Consider the following 24,944-nt stretch of genomic DNA (forward strand, 5'->3'; position numbering starts at 1 on the left):
TTGAACTTGCTGCCATCGATGGCGACGCTCGCTGTCGCGAGCAGGCCCATCTCGCGGCAAAGTTCGACGAAGCGCGCGCATATCCAACCCTGTTGCAAAAGAACAGGTCGCGCTTCAGTACCTAATGAAGAAAAGCAACGTCATGACGAAACCATATCTGCCGTCGTCATCCGGTGGCAGGATCGATGGCGACAGCATCGGGGCCGGAAACTCGACGCCGATGCGTCAGGGACCGATAACCGAGAATGATACCTGATATCGGCGATTGATCATATCGAGGCCCAGCTCGGTGCTGGCTACCCAAGGCCGGATCTGGGCAGGAGGGATTGGAGCTGGAACGGTTATTTGGCCCAATCCAAGACCTCAATCGTGGTCTTCGTGATCCGCAGAGCGAGGGCGAATGCGAGAATAAATGGCCATGCGAATAGTCCGTGCGAAGATATCCGGACGTCGTCTGATGAGATAGGTGCGTGAAATCTGACAAAGTCCGAATCCGACTTAATCCTATCTTGCACGGTCCGGAGCTTTTCGATCCCTTCGCCTATCTGTCGGAAGGCTTGCGTTCGGAGAACGTCGTTTGAGTCCGGTGGCTTGATCTGACGAAGGTATCTATCGACAGCCAAGCTAAAATCGAGACGCGTCTCACTTTCGCTCTCTTTCTGGATATCGCTATTAAGCTTCTTTATTCGCTCGCAGTATAACGGAATTAGCTGCACCTTTTCCGGTATGCATGATGCATGCTGTAGGGCCTCTATCGTATCAAGGAGCTCTCGATACTCCTTGCCTAGAAGGCGACGCCCCTCATCTTGCACTTCCAATTGCGTATACTCGTATCGCTTATGCTGGTAGTTTATAGCGAGAACGAAAACACCGACCGCTGCAATTCCGAGATATACATAGTCGATCAACCGCGCCTTGGTAGGCGTGAGCTTCTTCATAGCTCCGAAGCACCAGTGGAAGAGAAAGAAAAGCGCGAAGAACCAAGTTAAAAGACGCACCTCATATTCCGGACGTTCGACAAAAAAGGTCGAGCCGTACAGCATGACGAAAACGAGCGTGCCGATCTGAGAAATCCGAACAAGCGTTTTCCTGTCGATAAGTCGCTTCCAGATCGCCATTCTTCGGACTCTCCGCTATTTGGCCCACCGAGCGAGAGCAGCCCGATGTGTGCTCTCTTTTTTGACAGCTTCTTTGCCGTAGCGAGTCCGCCACGTTTTCCCGCTTCTCGCGCATCCATGGCTGCATAATAGCACGACGGCAAGTTGAGTGGCTGTTATCCACAACTACAGAACTTGCGTGCCGCTGCGCATGTGCGACGATCAACGCAGGATAATCCGTGGCAGAAATGTGGTTCGACCGGGAAATGAAACAAGCGTGGCGGAATTAGACCTTTCTCGAACATTGAACGGCCGTCAGTCCTGGCGCTTGAACCTCCCGACCATCGAGCTTCACGTAGGTAAACCTCGAAACGCCGGCCGTAGGTTCGTTGAGATGCACGAACAATTCACGGTCGAGCTGTCCAGCCTGTAACTCTACCTCATTGAGAAGCAGGGCTTGTTGAAACGACGCTAGGCCGTCCACCTGCCATTTGTCACTCCTCAGCTCTCAGGTGCCGCGAGCCCTAGGTCCGTATAGATCGGCTTCAATTCAGCCTTTGTAAGAGGCCACGCCTCTTGAGCGTCTGCAGGCCGCTTCGCCGCAGCAAGGTAGACGAGCATTATACTCGGCTGGCGGAACAGCAGTTTGGTCGGCGTGCGCTCCCTAATGCGATCAAGTAGAAACGGTTTCTCCGCGAACAGCTCGCGCACCATCAACGCGGGCTGTTCGCCTCCGAAATCCGCGAACGCGTCGTTTAGCAGACCTTCCGCCCTCGTGATGTCCGGCGAGCGACCAACAAGCTCCCGATATAGAGCGTCCATTTCGATGGATAGCTTCTTGTTCGAGGCTACGTTGCTTTCGATCAACTCCATGAGCTGTTCGAAATAATCGTTCGTGGCCTCGATAAGCGCCATGCTCTTGGCGGCGGCACGATGCATGTCGGGCGTATCGACGACGCTCGGCTTGTAGATCGTATCGTGCGTCAGTTCGCTATGAGCATGCTGAAGGATTGTCCGTACCTGAATCTCGCAGGGCGTTCCTGCCGGCACTGTGAGCCCGCCAACATCTTTGCTCGCCTTGCAGCGGACAACGTAGTGGACGGATTGATACTTGAACTCATACGGACTTTTCGCCCGCTCCTCCTCGTAATCCTTGTCCTTGGAAGCCTCCCATTCTGAGCACGCCTCTATGGCATGACACACGGTCGCGATTTCCTTCGCGAGAAGCACGACGAACCGAACGCCGACCTTGTCGGTGATCTGCGCAAGGGGATCAGCGTAATTCTTGTCTCGATAAAAAGCCTTCGTTAGGATCGAGCCGTCGCCTTTGACACGCGGACTCGCCGGCATACGCACGAAAATGTCTGCTGACAGCGGCGCGATGAGCGGTGAAATTCCTTGCATAAGTTTCTGAGCGACAAACTTTCCCCACGCCTCAACGAGAGGGCGTTCTTGATACCAGCGCTCTAGGAACTCTTCCTCTGTCATTCTTGCATCTGAATGCGGTCTTTAATCGTAATGATAGTCCATTGGCCCGGCTGCCCCGGTGCTGTGCCCTTGGCCTCGACCGTTTCCATGGTGATCAGATCCTTGAAGGACTCGGGCGGCGCGCTCAGCTCGATGCTTCCCGAGAAGCGAACGCGTCTCTTACGCAACTGACTACCGACTTCGGAGATGTCTTTCTGAACGGTATTGAGGGGGAAGTTCTTGCCCTGCATAAAGTTCGTATAGTCGTCCCGCGCCTCAGTAGGCAGGTAAGCCGTTGAGAAATTGTTAACCTGGATCGTCGGCGTTTGGTCCACCTTCAGGTACGTGTACAGCGAGGTCAGAAGGTCGTCCCTGACCTCTGGCTTGACCGGCAGCGACCGAATGAAGGTTCGCGTGTGGTCGAAGAAAACGCGTGTCAGGTGCGCGCTGTTTTGAGGGATCTGGCAGCCAAGGAATGTGCCGAAGAAGTATTTCGCCGCACCCTCACGGTTCTGCGTCGTCATCTGACTATCGTAGACGTGCGCGGTCCAACCCTGCGGCAGCGTTTGCCCCGCCGTCATCTGCACGAAGAAGCCAATCTTGTAGAGCTTCGAGGCCGGTGTCAGGAACAGGTCTTTGAAAAAGTTTAATGCTGTTCCGTGTTCTCGAAAGCCACTCTGCTTTTCTGCTTTGATAACGGCCACAAATGGGCGTGGATTGGCGCCAATCGTTCCCGAAAACACCACCAGCTTTCCGCCCGGAAGATTTTTCGCAAGTTGTGCATTTGCTAGTTTTTCAGCGAACTTCACCGAACTTGCGACGAACGCCGCGTCGGGTATTCCGACGAGAGATAGCGCGAGGGCCACAGCGCTTTCCGGTCCCGCTTCGGCGATCTCCATTTCCATGCTTTGCGAAACGGCCCCCATCGCATCGACGACACGTTCCTTGAACATATCCATAGCTTCAGGAGGCAGGGCGATCAGTTGCGCGCCGTAATGAGGCGGCACCAGCGAGCCATCGAGGCGGCGCTTAAACACTTCATGCAGCACAACACGTGTCACGACCAGATTTTCGAATGGCATTCAGCCCCCCTAGTTGTGGCGAGGTTACTGAACCACCTCCGAAGGTGTCGAGACCGTCAAAAGTCCCCTATGTTCTTATTTCGTTCTATCAACTGCAAGGCGACGATACAAGCGCTTTTCACGGCAGTTTCTTACATTTCCCCCAGCCGGACAGTGCGACCAAGGGCGTGGGCGGCGGCAAGCTTCGACCGAAGCCTCGTGCAGCGCGGCGGCATGCGAAGCGGCGGGAAGAAGTCGGCGCGTCGAGGGCAGCGCCGGCAGAGTGCGCTGAGATCAGCTTCGCCCGAGCGGACGTAACTCAGCTATCCTCGCAGTTGGCGCAATGACTCTTTCGAAGCGTAGTGCGGCGGGGGGGCTCATCATATCGTCCTCAGGTTGAAGCCAACAGAGAGACCCGCGCTACGCGGCGCGGGTCAGGGTTTGAAGGAACGGCTCCCACTTTGTCTCGATCGCAGTCCGTATCTTGGGCAGGTTCTTTGCCAAAAATGTAGACCTCGGCCACTGCACTCACGATACTGTCGGCTTGGTTGCCGATGGCGCCCATCAAGGGAATAAGTAGCCGTTCGACGATGTGCGGCTCGACCTCAATCTCGGCTAGGCCGGTCCCGAACGTTCGGCGCGAACCGTCCTGTTGAACGAAAGATGGACGTATCTGGTGCGCTTTCTGGGGCGGCGGTTGCGCCGCAGGAAACGAGAACGAAGTAAGCCACTGATGATGTTGGTGGGCCCGGCAGGACTCGAACCTGCAACCAGACCGTTATGAGCGGGAAAGGGAGCCGGCGCGCAGCCTTCGCGATCGGTCTTATCGTCGAGTGCAACAACAACTGCAATCGTCTCTAAGTGTGCGTACTTTTGCAAAACTTGCTGCAATCGACGCGTGACCAACATGGGCTTCGTTGACATGCTCTCGACGTCAACCCCAATGTCTCATCAATGTAGTGGCCGGTTGTCGTTATCGTTCAAGGGGCGGGACGCGGCTAATCGTGGAGATAGAAAATGAAGAAGCGGAATCTAAGAATCGCTCGTCGTTCCTATGTTCTACGCAGCATAAATGATCGCAGCAGCTACCGCGGTCGCAGCTATAGCGCGCGACGGCGAACTGGGTGCACCGCCGCGCTCATATCGGGGATCAATGCCAGTTCAAGATGGAGCCGCTGATTCACTACCTGAGGTGCAAGGCGCGGACTTCAAATTCTTCACGGCTGAAGAGCGGGCGGGGCGGTCTGCGGCTCGGCGTCTGTCAGATTACTGTCGGTCCCCGGTGAAGCCGCTGTGGTGGGTTGAATGACAGTTCCTTCCGCAGATTGATCGCGCGAATAGGGCCTTTGTCGCGAAACAACATCCACCTCAGCCTTGCGCGCGCAGTACGGCCAAGGCCAGCCAGTGCTTTGACGTGATGAGCTCAGTGAGCAATTTCGGATGCTTGAAGTAGTTTGCCGAGGAGTGATCGACTGAATGCAGACCCAAACGAAGCGTTACAACTTCACGCCGATTGTCGATCGTCCGCTTGTGTCCTTTCCGAAAAAGGAACGCATAGCGGTCGTGATCTACATCAATCTGGAGCATTTTCCGGAGGACCGGCCTGGCCCGACGATCGTGCCGTACACCGCTCATTTTATGCCGGACGCTCTCAATTACGGATGGCGGGACTATGGGCAGCGAGTGGGCATTTGGCGGCTAATGGAGACGTTGGACAAGTATGGCTTGCCGGCAAGCGTGTGTCTCAATTCCGATGTTTGCCGCGAGTATCCCCGGGTCGTTGAGGAAGGCGCGAAACGCAAATGGGATTTCATGGGGCACGGACGAAATAACTCCGAAATCGTCAACGGCCTTTCGTTGGAGGAGGAAGCTGCGCTGATCGAGGACGCGCTCACGGTCATCGCGGCGGCCACTGGTGAAAAGCCAAAGGGCTGGCTCAGCCCGTTCTTGACGGAGACGTACGCCACGCCAGATCTGCTCGCTGAGCGGGGCATCGAGTATTTGTGTGACTATACGTGTGATGATCTGCCCTTTCAGATGAAAGTGAAGAAGGGTTCTCTTCTGGGAATGCCGTACTCCGTCGAATGCAACGACCTTCCGTCGGTTCTGACGTTCGGTGCGTCCGCGGAAGACTTCGGCCGGATCATACGAGATCAATTTGACGTCCTTTACGATGAGGGGGAGCGGATTCCGAGGATTCTCCCTATTGCCTTGCATCCCTTTATCACGGGGCAGGCGTTTCGAACGAAGCACCTCGCTGCAGCCTTCGCGCACATCTCGAGTCAAAAGGACGTGTGGGTGACAACCAGCGGCGAGATCAACAAGTGGTACCGGGAACACCATTTGCGGAGTTAGTCCTATTTCACATCACGCGGCTCTTTCCGGGACTGCGATCCCGGACGATCCCGCGGGCGGTCGGCCCTGGCAGCTCACAAGGTGGATGTGATCTTGGGCGGCACTCCTTTGAGTGCATCAGCGAACCCGCCTGCGTAACTCTTCATGATAAGGAAGCACGATGAATCCCGAAATACTCACACCTACGATCGTGCTTGTGCACGGAGCCTTCGAAGACGCGTCGATCTGGAATAAGGTGAGCGGCTCCAGCACGCAGGCTTCCCGGTTGTCGCTTTTGCCAATCCGTTGCTGGGCGTGGCAGTAGACGCCGCCTATCTGCGTAGCGTGATGGACAGGATCCAGGGACCCGTGATCCTGGCGGCCCATTCGTACGGCGGGGCCGTCATCACCGAGGCCGGCACGGACCCCAAGGACAAGGGCCTCGTCTACGCAGTCGCAGTGATGCCCGCGGCAGGGGAAGCTGCAAGCAATTTGCTCGAACGGTTTCCCGGCAGCACATTCCTCATGTCCGTCGAGGCGATTGCCTACTCTCTCCCTGACGGAACTAGCGGCACGTATCTGCTGTATCAAGCCGACAAGTTTCACAGTAACGTCGCAGCCGATGTGCCCGCGAGCGAGGCTGCCGTGATGCTCGCCATTCAACGCCCTATGAACTTGGCAGCCTTGACCGAGTCTCTGACATCCGCTGCATGGACAAGCAAGCCGAGTTGGGAAATCAGGACCCTGCAAGATCTCGCCATTCCTCTGGCCGAACAGAAGTTCGAAGCCGATCGTGCAAAGCGCACGTCGTTGAGGTGAATGCATCGCATGCCGTCAGCGTCTCCAACCCGGACGTCGTTGCCGACGTGATCGTACAGGCTGCCCGCGCGGCTGCGAAGTAACTGCGATTGACACCGCGTTGTGCGCACATGGACCGTAATGGGAGAAAGAGGTGGAAATGACTAGAAGGTCAAAGTGCTGGCTGACCACGATTGCAGCCTTCAGTCTGATGCTAATCCTGAGCCCGACCATTGCATCTACGCGGCGGCACAACCAAGGTACCCCGGGCATGATGCAAGGACCTTCGGAGCATGTGGACGCCGTGCCGAGTTACGACGATCCATCCAAGCAAGGCGGGCAACCTGCGTATTCGGATCCCGTCAAGCTGTTGCTGGAGGTGCACGTTCAGCCGCATGGGCAGTCGTTCGACCCCAACTCCGCAAGTGCGATGGCGGTTCATAGGCGGGTTACCGATCTGGACGAGATGCTGAAATTGCAGGATCAAGAGCTTGATCGAAAGCTGGTTATTTGCCGTCACTGTTGATCGTTTGCCGCGCCGAGCATGGCTGCATGGCTCGCGATTATCGGCGGCCTAACCGGCTATCTTGATCGACCGAAGCACTCCGCCTTGATCCGCACCGCATCGTGGCCATCGGGGTTGAGAAGGTCCAAGAAGGGATGAAGCTTTGCGGATTGTCTCTATGATCCCCGATCGAGAACGCGATGAAGCCACGTTGTTGACGCGCGGCTGCCAAAGCTGGCGACCTTGGCGAAGCTCAACAAGGTTCCATCCGATGGGAAGCTGACGCGCGTTCGTGGGGTGGAAGGCCGGCGCGGACGCCCAATCGCCGGCGAACTCGAAAGCTCGCCGGCGACGCGTCGCCGCTCGGCAGAGCGCCACCTAATGCCGGATCACGCGAACCAGATCCTGCCTTAGCAGATAGAAGGAGACTGCGAGCAGCACGACGTCCTTCATAAGGAATGGCACGTTGCCCGTCATCGCGGGGAAGCCTCCCGCGGCGAGGTCCCAACCCTCCGGCATGAAGGGAATGATGGTGACGGTCGCGATGAAGGTGCCGGTCGAGCCGAGGGCGCCGAGCACGCCAAGCCGGTGGCTCCAGAAGCCGGCGAGCAGCAGCGTGCCGAAGGTCCATTCGGAGACGCCGAGGAAATAGCTGGCGCCGGCATGTCCGAACACGGGATAGAGCCACCAGGTCAACGGGCCGTTGCTGATGAACGGGACCAGCCGTTCGAATTCGTACGGAAACCACTTCTGGTAACCGAAGAAGAAGAACATGATCACCATCGAGGCGCGGACGACATGGTAGTCGAGATCTTCCGCGAGCAGGCCGGATCCCTGCAGGGCGCGGACGAGAGGATTTTGGGCGGTGTGGGTGTTGGCAAGCATGGTCATGGTCGTGATCCCTGATGTGAATGAGCGACGTGGCGGCCGTCGCGTTAGGCGACCGCCGGGAAGTCGATCTCGGTATCGTTGATGCGGTTGAAGACGTTGGTGAACACGGTGGTGGCAAAGGCGAGGCTGATGTCGACGAGTTGCGCATCGCTGTAGCCAGCGGCCTTGATCGCGACGAAATCCTTGTGGCTGACGGTGCCGCTAGTGCGCGCAAGCTTGTCGACGAATGCGACCAGCGCATCGCGCTGGGCATCACCGGTGGGCTGGCCATTGCGGATCTGCTTCAGGACCTCCGGCGCTAGGCCGACGAGCTTTGCGAGATGGCTGTGGGCGGCGACACAATAGTCACAGCCGGCGGCTTCGCTGATGACGAGCTTGATGATCTCCTTGTCGGACTTGGTCAGTCCGCCGGAGGCGAGCACAGTGTCGGCAGCGAGCACGGCCTTGAGCGCAGAGGGGCCATGGGCGGCGATGGCCGCAAAGGTGTTCGGCACGCTGCCGATGGCCTTCTTGATCTGAGCATAGACCTGGCCGGAGGGGCCGGCGTCGGTTTCGAGGTTCGGGACGGAAAGACGGGACATGATGGCACTCCGTGATTGGGGTGGTGAACGATTGCGGGGTGACAGTAGGGTCGCGACATGAGATGTTGAATGCTTGATAAGCTTGCACATATGCTCAATCGTCTCAATTGGGAGAGGAATACGATGGATTGGCTGAGCCGGCTGTTCGAGATGATGCCGGTGCACGGCCGTCTGGACCTGCGCTGCTCCTACGGTGCGCCGTGGCGGATCGAGCAGGGGCCAAGCGAGGCCAACGAGATCCCGTACCACGCGGTGCTCGCTGGCTCGGCGATGCTGGACGATCCGGCGGGAGGTCGGCCGCTGCTACTCGAGGCCGGCGACATTCTGCTGCTGCCGCGCAACCCGCGGCACGTCATGCACGACGGCAGCGGAGCTGCGCCGCTGAAGGCCCGCAACCGCGCGTCACTCAACTTCACGATCAGCGAGAATCCAGTCTCGGATGCCCGGCTCGATCTGCTGTGCGGACATTTTTCGATCGCCCCGCCGCACGACCGGCTGCTGCGTAACTATCTGCCGCCGGTGCTGATCGTGAGGGCCGGCGCGCAGGCCGGAGAGCGGGATACGGCGGGGCAACTCGCAGGCCTCGTTGCCTTGATGCGCGGCGAGACTGCAGACGATCAGCTGGGTGGCCGCGCAATGCTGAACGCGCTGTCGACGGCGATGTTCGCGCTCGTGCTGCGCCTCGCCAGCGAGACCGGGGACGCGCCACGCGGGCTGCTTGCGCTCGCAGGTCACCCACGCCTCGCGCCGGTCGTCGCGGGCATGTTCAATGCGCCCGCGCGCGCATGGACGCTGCCCGAGCTCGCGCAGCTCGCCAACATGTCGCGTGCGACGCTCGCCCGTCAATTCCAGGAGAAGGTCGGACGTTCGCCGAGCGAACTGCTGACCGACATCCGCATGACGCTGGCAACGAACGAACTGAGAAAACCCTCGCTCTCGACCGGAGCGGTGGCCGAAGCGGTCGGATATCTGTCCGAAGCGGCGTTCCAGCGGGCGTTCAAGAGCCACATGGGCATCACTCCCGCGCAATGGCGAAAGGCTGCGCAGACGCCCGCGACGATTGACGAGCTGGAGCTGGCGAAGAGCGCAGAGGCGGCATCGGCTGGCGAGAATGCCTAGGCAGGCGCGCGTGAGGTGGCCGGGCTACCTCAGCATCCACGGCAGATGATGAGCTTGCGATCCAGCATCTGATCGCGCTGCTGCTGCTCATGCTCCCAGGCCGACAGAGCATCCGACTGAGGCGCATCGGCCCGGCTCGGCTGACGATGGCCGACCGGAGCGAGCCAGGGCAGGCGCGACGTCGGCTCGGCCGAGGCGAAACGCGCGGCGGCCTGCGACGGCAGATCGGGGAGAGCGTCGAGAGAGCTGTTCCGGCCGGAGGCATGTGCGGGCGACAGCAAGCCGATCAGGAGAAGGCCCACAAAGGCGGAGCGGATCGAGCGTGTCTGGTTCGAACAATGGGACATTGTGGTGCTCCCGTAGTGGAGGCTCGGGATGAGCGGCTCCGTTGAACGCCACAATAGTCGTGCACGCGAAAGGCTGAATGCTGCGCGATCTCGAAGATATGCTCGTTCGTCTTACGAGCGTCGATGGAGGGGACTGGTTGCAGCTTCAGCGGGCCGGCCACCAGGCGTTGGCTCGCGTACCACCTCGGCGACGTCAAGATTACGATCGGGGCCGTGTGGAACCACCAATTGGCCAGGTTCGAGATGCAGCTGCGTGCCATCGAGATGGACCGTCACGATATCCGGCTCGAACGATACAAAATTGGAGATGCGGCGGACTTCGGGATAGGCGTCGGGATACGACCATGCCGCCTGGCGCGCGTCTCCGATGGAGTAGTAGCTGCAGAGGCCCTTGTACGGGCAGAAGGTCTGGAGCTTGACCGGAGTGAGGGCAGAGTCATCGATGTCGGCACGTGGAACATACCAGCGGGCTGCAAAGCCGGACTCGTAAAGAACCAGCGGCCGCTTTGTATCGGCGATGACCCGGCCTTGGTGGTTGACGACGAGGTTGCGAGAGGTCTGGCGGATGTCGATGCGGTGATAGGGATCGGCGGCATGGCCCACGATGCGTTCGTCTTCCTCGAAGAACGCATCCATGGCCCGCCACGCAAAGGCGATCAGACTCTGCAAATCGCCTGCATGGGCGGGCAGGTCGGTGTGCCGCCATGCTCCTCGCGCCGCAATATGTTGCTCGTCGACCCGAACGCTGTACCAGGACGTCGGCCCAAGATCTGCGTGTTGCGTGATGTGCTCGGTAGGTTCCAGCACATGTGGGGAAACATCGGCCTCCGGGAAATAGGCCACGGGATAACGGCCCGGTTCGAAAAGCAGGAGCACCCGCTCGCTATCGGCGATCCAGCTTCCCCCAAAGCGCACGCGGAGGCGGCGGCGTAACGGTTCGACGTACAAGAGTCGCTTGGACAGCGGCTCGGGGACGAGAAAGCGGCCGATTGCTCCCGTTGAAAGCGGGCCTTGTTGCCAGGACAGCCCCAACTGATCTCTCCCTGCAGCGCACCGTCGGTCGGTGGCGGACCTGTTCCGGCCCGCGCTTGGCTTCGCCGGCGCGATCCGATGGCTATATTTCGTTCGCGGCCCGGCCCTGGTTACAGGTCATCCCACCAATTTTGCGGTGTGATGACGCCAGCCGAGATGCTTCAGCCAACCGAAAAGCCGTCATCGATCGGAACAGTGAACTGGAAGACGGCGCCGCGCGGTTCGTTTGCAGTCGCCCAGAGCCTGCCGCCATGCGCCACGATGATCGAACGGCATATCGACAGTCCGACACCGAGGCCGCCCGACTTGGTCGTGTAGAAGGGTTCGAACAGCCGCGCGAGGCCCTCCGCCGACAAGCCCGGCCCCGAATCCGTGATCGACACGCGTATGCTCTCGGCATTCGCTCTCGCGGTCTGGATCAACAGCTCGCGCTTGCCCCCCGTTGTCTCGCTCATGGCCTCGATCGCGTTCAGGATCAGGTTGAGCGTGACCTGCTGCAGTTCGACGCGATCGCCGATGACCTTGGGCAGACGATCCGCGAATACCGTCCGGATCGCGACTTCGTGCCGCGCCGCTTCGGCCTGTGTGAGTTCGATGACTTGGCCGATGACGTTGTTGATCGCCAGGGAATCCCGCTTGGGCGGTGATTTCTTCACGAGATCCCGGATTCGCTCGATGACCTCGCTGGAGCGGATGCCGTTCTCGATGGCGCGCGTCAGCGCCCTGCGCGTCTGCTCCAGTGCCGGTGGTTGGTGATCGAGCCAGCTCAAGGCCGCTTGCGCGCTGGCGATGACGGCGGTGTTCGGCTGATTGACCTCGTGGGCGATCGACGCCGTCAGCTGTCCCATCACCGCCACGCGGTTGGCGTGGGCCAGCTCCATCTGAGCCTCGCGGTAACGCTGCTCGCGCTCCTGAAGCTCCCGGTACAAACGAGCGTTGTCGAGCGACGTCGCGGCCTCGGATGCGATGAATTTGAGAAGGGCGACCTTTGCGGGCGTAAAGACACCCTTCGCAAGATTGTTCTCGAGATACAGCAGAGCGACCGGGCTGCCTTGCTTCGTGAGCGGAATGATCAGGACCGACCGGGCACTCTCGAGCTGAACGTACGGGTCCCCTCTGAACGTTCCGCTTTCCGCGGCATCGTCGAGAATAACGCTCCCTTGCGTGCGAGCCGCGTACAGGACGAGCGACTCTGGGATTTCCGTCCGGGAGATCGGGCGATCGCACAGATCGACATTGATCGAAGCTCCCCGGGTCGTCGCCTCCGCCCGAATCTGCAGCGCCGCGTCCCGTTGCAAGATCAGTATTCCTCGTTCCGCGCCGGCGTGCTCGATGGTCGTCCGCATCAGAATGTCGATCAGCTTATCGAGGACGATCTCTCCGGACACGGCCTCTGAGACTTTCAAGGCGGCTGCGAGGTCCAGATGTTCGATCGGTGCGCCGATCGCATCAGTTGCAGCGACCACGGGTGCATTCTCCGCAAGGTGCGGATAAATGTCGTCGATCTGGCGTACCTTGCCATCGGCTCCCCACCGGGAATAGGCGGAGCGCGCGTTGCGACGATATATGTCGGCGAACGCGCCATAATCGCGAGCCGCATAGAAGTTCGCAGCCAGTTCGTAGGCGAGACCCTCATCGGCAATGAGTCCGTTTGCGCGGGCCGAGCGAACTGCGCATTCGTAAAGGCGCATTGCATCGGAGTCGCGGCCCTCCAGCCGGGCGATTTCGGCGCCGACCAGCGCCGCGCAGTGCGCGAAATTGTCCGGACAATTCTCCGCCCAGGCCTGGAGTTGCCGATGATGCCCGACAATCGTGTCGATGTGCCCCTGCCCAGCGGCGATCGCTTCCGGCGCTGCAGCCAGAGAAAGCGCACTATAGAAGTAATACGAAGCGGCCTCTGCCGGAGTGAGCGGCGTCCATCGCCGCCGCTGCAGCTTCGACAGGATGCCGACCGCCGTTGCGTAGTCGCCGGCAAGAAAGTGCGCCCGAAGCTTGAGTATCCAGTAAATGCATTCTGCGCGCCACAAATTCGGATTGGTGGCGAAGTGCTGTTCGATCCGAAGCTCGTCGAACTGCTCGTCGTCGAAGCAACCGAATGTCGGGGTCAACCCGCGAAGCGTCCGGAACAGCCCGCGTTGCGCGGCGATGATGTCTTCGATGAACCCGAACCCCATCTTCCGGACGAAGGCTAGGCCAGTCTCGGCCTCGTTCAGAACCTCGACGAGTGGATCGCCGGCCTCGAAGAGGTTGCCGTTCAGATTGCTGCAGCTGTAGGCTGCATAGGTAAGATCGCCGCTCCTGTGCGCGCTTTCGAAAGCGCGGCGAAGGAGATCGCGCGCGACCCTGAAGTGTCTGGTCCACGGCACGACGTGCGCGCCGAATATCAGATAGGTCGCAGCCTGGAAGCGGCCTATTCCGTGCTGCTCGACCAATTCATAACCGAGCTCTCCGAAGCGGAAGCCGGACTTGTAGTCGCCGAATTGCAGCCCGGCCACCATTCCGAGCTGTACATAAGCAACGCACGACCCGTCGCTGTGGCCCCATTCGAGCCCAAGATTGACGGCCCTGCAGATCGTGAGGGAAAGCAGGTTCATATCCGTGAAGAGGGCGGGCGGCAGCAGCTTTGTCAGAACATCCATCGTCGCAAGGGAGCCAGGGTCGCTCATCAAGGGCAGCTTGACGAGGTCTTCGATGCAGCGCTCCCCAATGCCCGTCCAGATAAGATCGTACTCGCGACGCGCCTCCGCGTCAGTCGGGTTGGGAGACCAGTGTACGCCTAGCTGCTGCAGATACCCCAGGCCGACGTCGACGGCGAGGCTGGACTGACCGAGCGTTGTATAGACATCCATGCGCAGGCATGCGACGGCGGCCTGTTCGAGCGGGTTGGTCGCACGCGTCGCCAGTGCAGTCAGGCGATCGTCCGCGACATCAGGTTGGCCGGTCAGGAACTCGCATGCGGCCCGATTGATTTCCAGTGCGAAGGCAAGCTCGTGCCGCCGCACCCAGCAATCGACGCTCAAGAGCTCGCTTCCGGTGGAAAGATAGGCAAGCGCCGAGCTATAGGCAGAGGATGCCTTGGCGCGCTGGCCGGCAATCAAGTTGAGCTCGGCGAGTTGCTCCCGCTCGCCCGGCGAGCCGACGAGGGACAGGCCGCGGTTGACCTGATTGACGATATCGAAGATCGCCAGTTCGCGCTGCTCCGGCGGTGTGCGTGCCACCAGGAGCCGACCGATTCGCAAGTGCGACGCAGGCCTCTCGGACTCGGGAATGAGTGCGTAGGCGGCTTCCTGGACCCGGTCGTGCACGAACCTGCAGTGCCGGTCCTGACGCTCGACCAGTTCGAGACGCACCGCGTCGACGAGATCCAGATCGACCTGCTGTTCCGACGTGCCGAGCATCAATGACAGAGTCGCGATCTCGGCGCTGCTGCCGAGGCATGCAAGCGTCTGCAAAGCCGTTCGCGTTTCGTCCGGCAGGCGGCTTAGCTTGTGGACCATCAAGTCAACGACGTTTTCGGTATAGCCTTTGGCATGGATGCGCTCGAGGTCCCACTGCCATTGGCCTGCCGCATGATCGAAGGCCAGCAACCGTTCTTCCGAGAGTGCATGCAGGAACTGGATCAGGAAGAACGGATTGCCGCCGGTCTTCTCATGTATCAGTTGCGCCAATGGCGCGGCGCGGGCCGGCTCGGAGCGGAGCGCATCCACGATGAAACGCTCGACGTCGGCGCGAATGAGGGGGGCCAGGCTGAGCGTCCGGACGCGCGCGCCCGAATCGTGAATTGCGGCGGGCTTGCGCCTCAGCGGATGGTTGGCATCGATCTCATTGCTGCGATAAGCGCCGATCAGCAAGAGGTGTTGCAGGTCCGATCGGGTCAGCAGTTCCTCGAGCAGGTCGAGCGTCGCAGCATCCAGCCACTGCAAATCGTCGAGGAACAGCACAAGCGGGCGATCCGATTGCGCGAAGACGCCGATGAAGCGCTGCAGGACGAGTTGAAATCGTCGCAGGGCATCTTGCGGTGAAGCATCCGGGACCGGCGGCTGATCGCCGATGATCAGTTTCAATTCGGGAACCAGATCGACCATGAGCTGGCCGTTGGGCGTCAATGCTTCGCAGATCGCGTCGCGCCACGACGCGAGTTCGGCGTCATTCTTGGCGAGGAGGCGACGGACGATGTTTTGAAAGGCCTGCGCCAGCGTCGCATAAGGGATGTCGCGCTTGTACTGATCGAACTTGCCCGAGGCGAAAAGGCCACCGAGCGGGACCAGAGCTCTGTGCAATTCGTGGACTACGGCGGACTTGCCGATACCGGCATAGCCAGAGATCAAGACGAGCTCCGGCTTTCCGCTCCGGGCGACGCGGTCGAACGCGTCGAGCAAGGCCTCGATCTCATGTTCCCTGCCGTAGAGCCGCTCGGGAATGAGGAGGCGGTCCGGTTGGTCTGCCTCGCCGGGCGTGAAGCCGTCAATCCGGCCCTGCGCCAGCCATTCGGCAAGGCAGTGCTCGAGGTCGGTCTTGAGACCGGCGGCGGTCTGGTAGCGGTCCTCGGCCGTCTTGGCGAGAAGCTTCATGATGATCGCTGACACGGCGTGAGGCACGCCATCGACCCGTTCGGCAGGGGGAATGGCTCGTCTCGCGATGTGGCTGTGCACCCATTCCATCGGACTGGATGCGGTGAACGGCAGTGCGCCCGTGAGCATCCGGTAGAACGTCACGCCGATCGCGTACAGATCACTGCGGGAATCGACGGACCGGTTCATCCGGCCGGTCTGCTCGGGTGCCATATAGGCCAGCGTGCCCGCGATGGTCTCCGGTGGCTCGAGCTGCTGTCGTTCGCGCGGTAGGCGAGAGGCGAGGCCGAACCCGGTGATCCTGATCGCGCCCGCTGCGTCGACCAGGATGTTCGCCGGTTTCAGATCCTTGTGGATCAGGCCACGATGGTGGAGCTGGGCGATCGTTCCGGCAATGGCAGGAGCCAATCGCAAAAAGTGGTCCAGCTTCATCGGCGCGCCGAGCAGCCGCTCGAGCGGTTCGCTGTCGGGGTCTTCCAATATCAGCAAGGCACGATCGCCATCGCGGATCAGCTCCAGCGGCCGTACGGCCCAAGCTCGCTCGAGCTCGTCGCGTAACGCGTATTCGTGAGCGAACCGGTCGTGGAGCGCGGGCGGATGTTCCGCCGCGGCTCTTACGGTCAAGACATTGGTGACGTTGCCATCGGCGCCCCGGCGCCATTCGCGGCAAAAGACGCGCTCGCCGTCGTTCCACAAGAGCTCGAGACCGGCATCTCCGTTCGTGGGGAACGGCGAGGACACATTCATCTGCCGGACTCCGGAACTGACCGGCCGCCCTGTGGAGAAGGCACGGCAACCGTCCAATCGCCCCCTCATCACCCTAATCCCCGAAAAGGTCTCCCACAACGGCACTCATCAGAACGAACCCGCCGTCGCCACGCTGCTCGCTCCTCTGGTCTCCATTATTCGAAAAGGCCGCCACAAAGGTTACAGGCAGATTTGATTTTGATCGGGAACTCCGGGTGTCGGGAACTCTCCCGTGAGCAGCAGATTCCCTGGCTTGAGCGGGGGAATTGCGAGAGTCTTCGAAAGGTCGCTCAGCGTGGACAGCGTCAAGGGTCTATAAGCCGTCGCTGCAAACCTGCGCTCACGCAGATCATCGGCAACGACCTCGCCGATGTAGCCGAGCAGCCACCGCCGTCGCAGGGGGCGACGTTGATCCCACTCTTGCGGTGCCGACCGGCGCTATTGCATCGCTTCCTGTCGAACAATCCCGTTCTGGGCCGGTGATGTGTCGGCTGCTGCCCGGAGAAGGTCCCGCTTGAGCAGATAGACGGAAGCCGCAAGCAGTACGACATCCTTCATGAGGAAGAGGAACGGCAACGTGGCCGCAGGAAAGCCGCCGGCCGGCGCGGCCCAGGCATCGGGGAAGAACGGAATGATTGTCACGGTTGCGACATAGGTCGCACATGAACCCAGCGATCCCAGGACCGCCAGTCTTCTGCTCCAGAAGCCGAGCAGAAGAAGCAATCCAAACAGCAATTCCGCTGAACCCAGGAAGTAGGCCGCGCCGCGCACGCCAAACACCGGATACAGCCAGAAGATCAGCGGACCATTGCTGATGAACGGGATCAACGCGTGCGCTTCGTAGTCGAACCATTTCTGGCAGCTGAAGACGAAGAAGACGATGATCATCGCCACACGCGTGACGTGGTAGTCAAAATTGCCTCTGACCAGATCGAGCTCGGACAGTTTCTTTATGAGATGGTCCATCTGATGTCGTCTCATCCTCGAGGTCGCGGATTGGCGGCAAGGGCGGCGTCGACGTCTGTCGTTATCCGAACCGTAGCCAAGCTTCGAAGGGCGCGCTGTGCGCGGATTATCGTGCATTTTTCAAACTTGCGCTGTTCGGCCGCAGGCGGTCGAGATCGGCGTGGTCTGACATCGCGTCGCCGTTGGTGGCTCGCCCTTGGCGCCGCAAACCCATACCAAAGTATGGGTCTGTGCATCACAATCGCGAGATTGTAGGAGGCACCCGCCGAACGCATGCTCAAGGCCGACATGCGCAACCGATCATGGCGCAGCTACTGGATTTTCCTCAGTTGGGGAGACCGAACATGTGCCTCTCGCGAGCCAGCATCGAACGTCACGACGGCAGCCGCCTGGTCAACTGGGATGCGGCTTGCGCTTCAATCGCCTCTGTTGCGATCGCGTTTCGATGATGATCGCGTCTTGCGAGGGTAAGTCAGGTGAAGGTCCCTTTCGTAGGAGTCGTCGATGACGACGAGGCCCTGTGCCTGTCTTTGGTGGATCTGATGCGATCGATCGGCTACCGCTCCGAGCCGTTTGACAGGGCCGAAGCGCTGCTGAGCTACGTCGACCGGTTCAGCTTCGACTGCATCATTGCCGACGTTCACATGCCTGGAATGGGCGGGCTGAACCTCGTTCGCGAGCTCCAGCTGCAGAAGGTCGGGGCGCCGGTGATTCTCATTACCGCGCTTCCTCACAGGCAGCTGGACGCCGAGGCGGCCTCGACCGGCGCATTCTGCCTTCTCAGAAAGCCGTTCGAAACGAGCGCTCTGCTTGAGTGTCTCGACAGGAGCCTTCGAAGATGAAAGCGCTCTCGGGTGACGACATCACGTCCTCTATCGCGACGCAATCGCCTGGCGGCGACGAGCCCGCGCGTGCACGCTCCCGCGGGAATACGGATTCGCCGCGACATGATCGCCGGAAGACGGCCCGTTGGGAGAGATGGAACGATTGTTCGGAGCGATGGGGCCGGCTCTTGCTTGCGGCGCGAGCAGGGGATGGAGACGCATATGAGCGATTGCTGCGGGAGCTGGATCTGTGGCTTCGGGCCTACTACGCGCGCCGGCTTCCCTATCCCGCCGCGGACGATGCGAGGCAGGAGGTGCTCCTGGCCATTCACGCGAAACGCCACACGTTTGCGGCCTCGAAGTCCTTCGGCGCCTGGGTCACGGCGATTGCCCGCTACAAATGGGTCGATCGCGTGCGCGATGCGTCTCGCTACAGCGCGCTCGCGCTCGACGAAGACATCGCAATCGAGGATCACGAAGGTGCCGCGATCAGCGCCGCCGCGCTGGACCAGCTACTTGGCCGGTTGAAGCCTGCGCAGGAGAGCGTGATCCGCCTCGTGAAGCTCAACGGTCTGAGCATCGCGCGAGCGGCCGGTGCGACCGGACAGTCGGCGGCCCTGGTCAAGATCAATATCCATCGCGGCCTGAAGAAATTGTCGACATTGGTCTCCTGACGTCATTGCGGCCGCCGGCCGGGTCGACCGAGACGTCGTGCGAAGGAAAGCCGAAATTGCTTCAACTCCAGAACGAAATGCGATCTGCGATGGCCGACCTGACGGCGGCGTTCCGCTATGACATCGTGGAAGGGCTGAGCCTCGCGCCAAAGGCAATTCCGGCGAGATGGCTTTATGACCGCCGCGGATCGGCTCTGTTTGAAGCCATCACGCTGCTGCCCGAATACTACCCGACACGAACCGAGCGATCGATCCTTGCATCCGCAGTATCGGAAATCGCCGCGCTCGCGGGGCCGGGCCGCGCAGTCATAGAATTCGGCTCAGGCTCGTCGGCAAAGACGCGACTGTTGCTGGCAGAGACGGAGCCTTCCGCGTATGTGCCGATCGACATCTCGGGCGAGTTCCTCCGGGAGGTTGCGGCAGGCTTGTCGCATGCATTCCCACGGCTGCCGATCTATCCAACCGAGGCCGATTTCACCTATCCCTTTGCGTTGCCGGACGAGATTGCCTCGACTGCGCGCCTCGGCTTCTTTCCGGGGTCGACGATCGGAAACCTCACCGTGCCCGCGGCGGTCGACCTGTTGCGGGCCATGGCGACGACGCTGGGTGCCGGATCGATGCTGCTGATCGGCATCGATCGTATTAAGGATCAGGATGTTCTGCTGCCGGCATATGACGACACGCAAGGGCTGACGGCCGCATTCAATCTCAACCTCTTGCATCGGATCAACCGCGAGCTGGGCGGCTCGATTCCCCTGGGTACGTTTCGCCATTTGGCGCGCTGGAATGATGCGGAGGCGCGTATCGAGATGCATCTGGAAGCCACGCGCGACGTCCGCTTCGAGGTCGACGGTCGCGTCTTCTCGTTGTCGAAGGGTGAGACCATCCACACGGAGAACAGCCTCAAATACGGGCGGAGGGATGCCTTCGTCCTGCTGCAGGCCGGCGGGTGGAATCCCGTCGCCGACTGGACCGACGACAGAGGGCTCTTCTCGGTCATTCTCGCGGAGCAAAGGCCTGCGCCGGCGGCACCCTAGGATGAATCGTGGCGCAGACGGAATCATTCCAACAATATCGCCTCAATCGGCGCAATCCACGAACAGCGAGGCCCGTACATATGCTGCATAATGTGCGCGTCATCACGGCAATCAACTGCGTTGAGGCGCGACCATGCAACTCCTTTCATCCCTCATCCTGAGCTTCTCCGCCATTCCTCTAACCGCCCTGGCAGATCCACTCCCCGCGCCGTCGCCCAAAGCGCCGAGCCCGGCCGAGAGCGTCCAGGTGCAGCCGCGCGGCAATGAATTCATGCCGAATTCATTCGCCGAGGATGCGTTGCAGAAGCGCATTACCGATTTCAACCGGAAACAGGAAGGTCTGGACGCAGATCTCGACAAGAAGCTGAAAATCTGCCGCGGGTGTTGATCGATATCCGTTTCAACAAACAGCGATAGGTCCGCACATGAGGCACACTGTCACCGGTTCGTTCCGCGACGGAAGCGGGTGCGCGCACTACGAGCGGATCGCCCCGATCCGGGATGACGCGCTCGAGAATGTCGTGAGTGAATTGCAGCACCGCATGCGCAATATCCTCAGCATCGTTCTTTGCTTCGTGAGCAACACCGATGCGAATACGACCGCCGATTTTCGCGAGGCACTCTCGGCGCGGATCGCGCCCCTGTCCGACGCTTACAGGATGATCGAATCCGCGGGAGAGCAGCGCGTGTCTCTCGCGGGGATGCTGGAGCGAACGCTCAAGCCGCACGCGATGTTTCACAGGGGCCGCATTCTGCTCGCGGGGCCGGACCTCACGCTGGAGTCGCACATCGCCTTGGCGCTGCACGTCATCATCCATGAGCTGGCGACCAACGCGAGCAAGTATGGAGCGCTAACATCGACGGCAGGAGCCGTCGAGGTGATCTGGGAAAGTCCGCCCTATCTCGGTGGACAAGGGCTTGCGATCCGGTGGCGCGAGCGCGGCGGACCGATTGTGACCAAGCCAGAACGCCGAGGCTTTGGAACGCAACTGATCGCAAGGGCCCTGCCGGGCGCACAGGTCTATCTCGACTTCGCGCCCGACGGTCTTGTCTGCCGGCTTCTGATCGATCTCGGTCAGACGCTGACCACGCAAGGGGCCGTCAGTTAAGATCAGGAGGATCGACATCATGAGTACATTAGCGAGTGCGGCACGCAAATCGTTCGCAAGCAGGCTGCCGATATCGGGGCTGCTTGCGGGAGACTTGGATTACCACATCGTCCGGGCCTCGATGGTGGTCCTGTTCTTCTTCTTCGGCTACCAGAAATGGTGGGCGTACGAGGCGGATCGCCTGGACCCCTTCATCAGCAACGGTCCGCTGATCTGGTGGCTCTATCCCGCTTTCGGCCATCAAGGTGCCAGTTGGTTCCTCGGCGTCGCCGAATGGACCTTTGGTGCTTTGATATTCGCGGGCTTCTGGAGCAAGCGGCTCGGCATTCTGGGCGCCCTTGGATCGACCGGTACCTTCATCGCAACAGTCACGATCATTCCGTTCATGCCGGACGGTTGGGACGCCGCCGCGGGCGGCTTTCCGGCGATGACGGGCAACGTTCCGTTCTTGATGAAGGATGTCGTTCTGCTTGCGGTGTCTTTGTATCTTCTGAAGCAAGACGCGGCGCGTATCCTGCGACTTGAGGCTTGAGATACACTGCAAGGCAGATGCAGATCATGGCCAGCGCGAGTATGGGATAGTGCAACGAGACGGCCGCCGCGGCGAGGAAGCCGAACAGGGTGGTCAAGGATCGCATGCGCATCACCATGCGCGCCTGGCCCGGGATCGCCTCGATCGCCGGCCGGTCGACGGATTCCCAGCATAGCAACAGATAAGTCGCGTTCACCAGGGCGAATACGCCGGCGTAGACGGTGACGGGCAGCGGCGCCAGCTTCGAGCTCGCGATCCAGGCGGTCGAGAACGGCAGCAGCGATACGGAAAACAGATGAGCGAAATTTCCCCAGATCAGTCGGGGCGTCGCCGCGCTTGCATAGTGCAGAAGATGGTGATGGTTCACCCAGACGATGGCGATGAAGAGATAGCTGACAGCGTAACCGATGACGGTCGGCCAGAGTTCGAACAGAGCATCGAGGCTCGGAGCGTGTGGCGGGCGCAGGTCGAGGGCGAGAATTGTAATCACGACTGCAAAAACGGCATCCGAGAGGGCATTCAGGCGTTCTGTCTTCGGAGAGTCCGCAGTCATCATTCCTCTTTCCTTGCCGATGCAGGCCCGCGCGGCAGTGTCTCGCCCCGGCTGGACCTGAACAGCAAGCGGGTCATGCCGACGGCCAGCGGCGCGCAATGCCGCCGCTCCGCACTTTCGTAGACATTCGGAGCAACCGTCGCATCGGTTACACCTGCTTCGAAAGAAAATCGGGGGAATGCGCAACGACGCGCATGGCGCGGGCTCGCGAACCGTGGCTCTCGGCAACCAAACTTGGCAATGTTCGCAAGTCCCGTTACATGTTGCGGCGTACTGACGCGCTCTCGTCCCACCCCTCGATACGCAAGCGGCGGGGTGATGCGTTGAGACGTCTGGAAATGATTGCCACGACGAGACATCTCGGTATGAGGCTTGATAACGAGACGCACGAACTGGATCTGGTCGCGAAGGCGTTTCAGATCATCTCGAGAGAAATCAGCTATCAGGGATTGGCCAAGGCTCTCCTCATGGAGGCGCTGAGCTACTCCGGGGCCAGTCGGGGGGCGATCCTGCTCAGCGGGCAAAGAGAGTTGCTTGCCAAGGCCGATGCGAGCTTCCCGCGCGAGAGGGCGAACTTCCTTGCCTCCTTCCCGCCGCACACCGAATTCCGCCTGCCGAGCGACCTTGCCGAACAGGTGCTCGATCGAAAGCAAACGGTCGTGAGGCAAGCCGGCGCGGAGAGCTCGGCACTGATCGATCCCGCGAACCCGCCGTCTGGAAAGATAGCGCAGCTGTGCCTGCCGTTGATTCATCAGCACTGGGCGATCGGCGTTCTCTATCTCGAAGCGGATGGAGATGCGGATATCTTCACGTCGCGATGCGTCTGGGTGACATCCATGCTGGCCAATCAGGCCGCCGTTTCATTCGAATCGGTCCGCCTGTTTGAGGCGCTGCGGGAGACCAACATGTGGATGGTCAGAGGTCAGCAGATCGGCGGGATGGGCAGCTATCGCTGGAACACGCGCACGCTGCTCTCGCGTGGATCGCGCGAATGTTACCGCATTCTGGATATCGACCTGGACGTAAATCCCGTGCCCTTCGAGGTGTTCAGGAGCCGGGTCCACCCTGAGGATTATCCCGCGCTGGAGCAGGCCCTCACCGAGGCGATCAGCACGAAGTCGCCCTTCACCCACGAGTACCGCGTGGTCCACCGGGACGGCAAGACGTTGCATGTCGTGGCCGTCGGGCAATTCGATGAGGGGCCCACGGGAGACCTCGAGCTGGAAGGCATCATCACGGACGTCTCGCTACGGAAGGCGGCGGAGCAGGCTCTCGCCGACGCGCGAAACGAACTTGCGCGGGCGACGGGACTGACGTCCCTCGGCGAGCTCGCCGGCTCGATCATTCACGAGATCGATCAGCCGTTGACGGGCATGATCATGAGCGCGGAAGCTTGCCTCAGGTGGCTCGCCCGGGATCCCGTTCAAGCCGCGGAGGCCCGGAAATCGGTCGCGCGCATCATCAGGCAGGCACGTCGAGCCGCGGAGGTTGTGACCGGGGTCCGCTCTCTGGTGCGGGGCACGCAGGTCCATTTTGCCGAGTTCGATATCAACGATGCGGTTGCGGAGGTTCTGCTTCTGTCGAAGAGAGAAATCGAGCGCGCCGGGGTCATCGTCCGTACCGACTTCGATCGCTCATCGCCCCGTATCAAAGCAGATCGTGTCCAGGTCCAGCAGGTCGCCCTCAATCTCGTGCGCAACGCGATCGAGGCCATGGCCGGAGTTGCGGACGGGAACCGCATTTTGGCCCTCTCTTCGGGGGTCGCCGATGGTATGATTTCCGTGGTAATCGCGGATACGGGGGGCGGCATCAGCCCGGCCGATAGAGAGCGGGTCTTCGAGACGCTCTATACGACGAAGGGAGCGGGACTCGGTCTGGGACTGTCGATCTGCCGCAAGATCGTGAAGCTCCACGGAGGACAGCTATGGGTGGAAGAAAACGGGAGGTGCGGAGCGAAGTTCACCTTCGCTCTCCCGCTTCGCCAGGCGGTTCAGACGTCGGAAAGCCGGTAGACATGCCTCCCTCCGGCGTTGTTCATATCGTCGACGATGACCGCGCGGTTCGCGAGTCCCTTGGCGACCTGCTCGAGTCCCTGCACTACAAAGTCGCCCTGTACGGATCTGCCTCGGATTTCCTGAAAGTCGAGCTGTCGGATGCCCCTGCGTGTCTGGTGCTCGATGTCAGATTGCCCGGCACGAGCGGCCTGGAACTGCAGGAATACCTGACGAAAATCAATGTCGGAATCCCCGTGATCCTGATGACCGCCTTTGGCGACATTCCAATGTCGGTAAGAGGCATGAAGCTGGGGGCGGTCGATTTTCTCACCAAGCCGATACGGGACCAGGATCTTCTCGATGCGATCACTGCCGCGATCCGAAAGGACATCGATCGGCGCGACGACAACGCGCACCTGGCGCAGTTGCAGGAGAGGTTTGCACTCCTGACCACGCGCGAGCGGCAGGTGATGACGCTGGTGGCATCCGGTCTGATGAACAAGCAGGTCGCCGGCGAGCTCTCGATCAGCGAAGCGACAGTCAAGATGCATCGTGGCAGCGTGATGCGGAAGCTTGGGGCAAAAACCGCGGCAATGCTCGTTCGAATGGCAGAAGCGCTCCAACTCCAGGGCTGAGGCTTCGCCTCCGGGACTGGCATCTCGTACTGAATCATTTCGGCGCCGTCCCTGCATGCGACCCATACTT

Annotated in this window: 21 protein-coding genes and 1 pseudogene; 12 read left to right on the top strand and 10 right to left on the bottom strand. The window is 60.6% G+C overall.

Annotated elements, in window-relative coordinates; genetic code table 11:
- Nucleotides 1-341: 341 nt before the first annotated feature.
- The 3 genes from JQ627_RS34760 to JQ627_RS34770 form a co-directional block, all read right to left on the bottom strand.
- Nucleotides 342-1,118 carry a hypothetical protein gene (locus JQ627_RS34760; protein ID WP_212488852.1) on the bottom strand — a complete coding sequence of 259 codons (777 nt, stop codon included), beginning with the start codon at nt 1,116-1,118 and terminating at the stop codon, nt 342-344.
- Nucleotides 1,119-1,598: 480 nt separating this feature from the next.
- A complete protein-coding gene (locus tag JQ627_RS34765) occupies nt 1,599-2,585 on the bottom strand; it encodes a GTP pyrophosphokinase family protein (RefSeq protein ID WP_212488853.1) in 987 nt (328 codons plus the stop codon).
- Complete coding sequence (locus tag JQ627_RS34770) at nt 2,582-3,646, bottom strand: nucleoid-associated protein (RefSeq protein ID WP_212488854.1); 1,065 nt, start codon at nt 3,644-3,646, stop codon at nt 2,582-2,584. The genes JQ627_RS34765 and JQ627_RS34770 overlap by 4 nt, the downstream gene beginning before the upstream one ends.
- A 1,455-nt stretch (nt 3,647-5,101) precedes the next feature.
- On the opposite strand from JQ627_RS34770, the gene JQ627_RS34775 reads away from it, so the two are divergent.
- From JQ627_RS34775 to JQ627_RS34785, 3 genes are all read left to right on the top strand, one after another.
- Nucleotides 5,102-5,980 carry a polysaccharide deacetylase family protein gene (locus JQ627_RS34775; RefSeq protein WP_212488855.1) on the top strand — a complete coding sequence of 293 codons (879 nt, stop codon included), beginning with the start codon at nt 5,102-5,104 and terminating at the stop codon, nt 5,978-5,980.
- 294 nt (nt 5,981-6,274) lie between these two features.
- Nucleotides 6,275-6,778 (top strand): alpha/beta hydrolase, encoded by a 504-nt coding sequence (locus JQ627_RS34780; protein WP_212488856.1) that lies wholly within the window; start codon nt 6,275-6,277, stop codon nt 6,776-6,778.
- 133 nt (nt 6,779-6,911) lie between these two features.
- Entirely contained in the window at nt 6,912-7,283 is a 372-nt protein-coding gene (locus tag JQ627_RS34785) for a hypothetical protein (protein WP_212488857.1), read from the top strand.
- A gap of 357 nt (nt 7,284-7,640) precedes the next feature.
- Here JQ627_RS34785 and JQ627_RS34790 read toward each other — a convergent pair whose 3' ends face one another.
- Nucleotides 7,641-8,153: a YkgB family protein gene (locus JQ627_RS34790; protein WP_212488858.1), complete on the bottom strand. Its 513-nt coding sequence runs from the start codon at nt 8,151-8,153 to the stop codon at nt 7,641-7,643.
- A gap of 44 nt (nt 8,154-8,197) precedes the next feature.
- On the bottom strand, nt 8,198-8,734 hold the full coding sequence (locus JQ627_RS34795; RefSeq protein WP_212488859.1) for a carboxymuconolactone decarboxylase family protein: 537 nt from the start codon (nt 8,732-8,734) through the stop codon (nt 8,198-8,200).
- Between the two features lie 69 nt (nt 8,735-8,803).
- Here JQ627_RS34795 and JQ627_RS34800 point away from each other — a divergent pair, with 69 nt between their 5' ends.
- A complete protein-coding gene (locus JQ627_RS34800; RefSeq protein WP_249143644.1) occupies nt 8,804-9,853 on the top strand; it encodes an AraC family transcriptional regulator in 1,050 nt (349 codons plus the stop codon).
- A 29-nt stretch (nt 9,854-9,882) separates the two neighbouring features.
- On the opposite strand, the gene JQ627_RS39400 is transcribed toward JQ627_RS34800, so the two are convergent.
- From JQ627_RS39400 to JQ627_RS34820, 4 genes are all read right to left on the bottom strand, one after another.
- A complete protein-coding gene (locus JQ627_RS39400; RefSeq protein ID WP_249143645.1) occupies nt 9,883-10,200 on the bottom strand; it encodes a hypothetical protein in 318 nt (105 codons plus the stop codon).
- A gap of 111 nt (nt 10,201-10,311) precedes the next feature.
- The gene (locus JQ627_RS34810) at nt 10,312-11,232 is read right to left on the bottom strand and encodes a DUF427 domain-containing protein (RefSeq protein ID WP_212488860.1); all 921 of its coding nucleotides are present in this window, start codon (nt 11,230-11,232) and stop codon (nt 10,312-10,314) included.
- Between the two features lie 161 nt (nt 11,233-11,393).
- The gene (locus tag JQ627_RS34815; protein ID WP_212488861.1) at nt 11,394-16,550 is read right to left on the bottom strand and encodes an AAA family ATPase; all 5,157 of its coding nucleotides are present in this window, start codon (nt 16,548-16,550) and stop codon (nt 11,394-11,396) included.
- 438 nt (nt 16,551-16,988) lie between these two features.
- A complete protein-coding gene (locus JQ627_RS34820) occupies nt 16,989-17,531 on the bottom strand; it encodes a DUF417 family protein (protein ID WP_312015847.1) in 543 nt (180 codons plus the stop codon).
- 461 nt (nt 17,532-17,992) lie between these two features.
- On the opposite strand from JQ627_RS34820, the gene JQ627_RS34825 reads away from it, so the two are divergent.
- The 6 genes and pseudogenes from JQ627_RS34825 to JQ627_RS34850 all read left to right on the top strand — a co-directional run.
- Nucleotides 17,993-18,358, top strand: coding sequence for a response regulator transcription factor (locus tag JQ627_RS34825; RefSeq protein ID WP_212488862.1), 366 nt, complete (start codon nt 17,993-17,995; stop codon nt 18,356-18,358).
- A gap of 212 nt (nt 18,359-18,570) precedes the next feature.
- Entirely contained in the window at nt 18,571-19,014 is a 444-nt protein-coding gene (locus tag JQ627_RS34830) for a sigma-70 family RNA polymerase sigma factor (protein ID WP_249143646.1), read from the top strand.
- A gap of 89 nt (nt 19,015-19,103) precedes the next feature.
- Nucleotides 19,104-20,051, top strand: a complete 948-nt coding sequence (egtD, locus tag JQ627_RS34835; protein WP_249143647.1) for an L-histidine N(alpha)-methyltransferase — start codon at nt 19,104-19,106, stop codon at nt 20,049-20,051.
- Nucleotides 20,052-20,184: 133 nt separating this feature from the next.
- Nucleotides 20,185-20,439 carry a hypothetical protein gene (locus tag JQ627_RS34840; RefSeq protein ID WP_212488864.1) on the top strand — a complete coding sequence of 85 codons (255 nt, stop codon included), beginning with the start codon at nt 20,185-20,187 and terminating at the stop codon, nt 20,437-20,439.
- A gap of 37 nt (nt 20,440-20,476) precedes the next feature.
- Nucleotides 20,477-21,160, top strand: a complete 684-nt coding sequence (locus JQ627_RS34845; protein ID WP_283817165.1) for a sensor histidine kinase — start codon at nt 20,477-20,479, stop codon at nt 21,158-21,160.
- Nucleotides 21,161-21,281: 121 nt separating this feature from the next.
- Nucleotides 21,282-21,617 (top strand): annotated as a pseudogene (locus tag JQ627_RS34850) (YkgB family protein); the annotation flags it as partial.
- Here JQ627_RS34850 and JQ627_RS39740 read toward each other — a convergent pair.
- Nucleotides 21,544-22,248, bottom strand: a complete 705-nt coding sequence (locus tag JQ627_RS39740) for a TMEM175 family protein (protein ID WP_312015844.1) — start codon at nt 22,246-22,248, stop codon at nt 21,544-21,546. The pseudogene JQ627_RS34850 and the gene JQ627_RS39740 sit on opposite strands and share 74 nt — an antisense overlap.
- 362 nt (nt 22,249-22,610) lie before the next feature.
- Here JQ627_RS39740 and JQ627_RS34860 point away from each other — a divergent pair, with 362 nt between their 5' ends.
- Both JQ627_RS34860 and JQ627_RS34865 read left to right on the top strand, forming a co-directional pair.
- Nucleotides 22,611-24,257, top strand: coding sequence for an ATP-binding protein (locus tag JQ627_RS34860; RefSeq protein ID WP_212488867.1), 1,647 nt, complete (start codon nt 22,611-22,613; stop codon nt 24,255-24,257).
- A gap of 2 nt (nt 24,258-24,259) precedes the next feature.
- The gene (locus tag JQ627_RS34865) at nt 24,260-24,874 is read left to right on the top strand and encodes a response regulator transcription factor (protein ID WP_212488868.1); all 615 of its coding nucleotides are present in this window, start codon (nt 24,260-24,262) and stop codon (nt 24,872-24,874) included.
- Nucleotides 24,875-24,944 lie beyond the last annotated feature (70 nt).

Source organism: Bradyrhizobium liaoningense, assembly GCF_018130785.1.
In the GTDB taxonomy this organism is placed as follows: domain Bacteria; phylum Pseudomonadota; class Alphaproteobacteria; order Rhizobiales; family Xanthobacteraceae; genus Bradyrhizobium; species Bradyrhizobium liaoningense_A.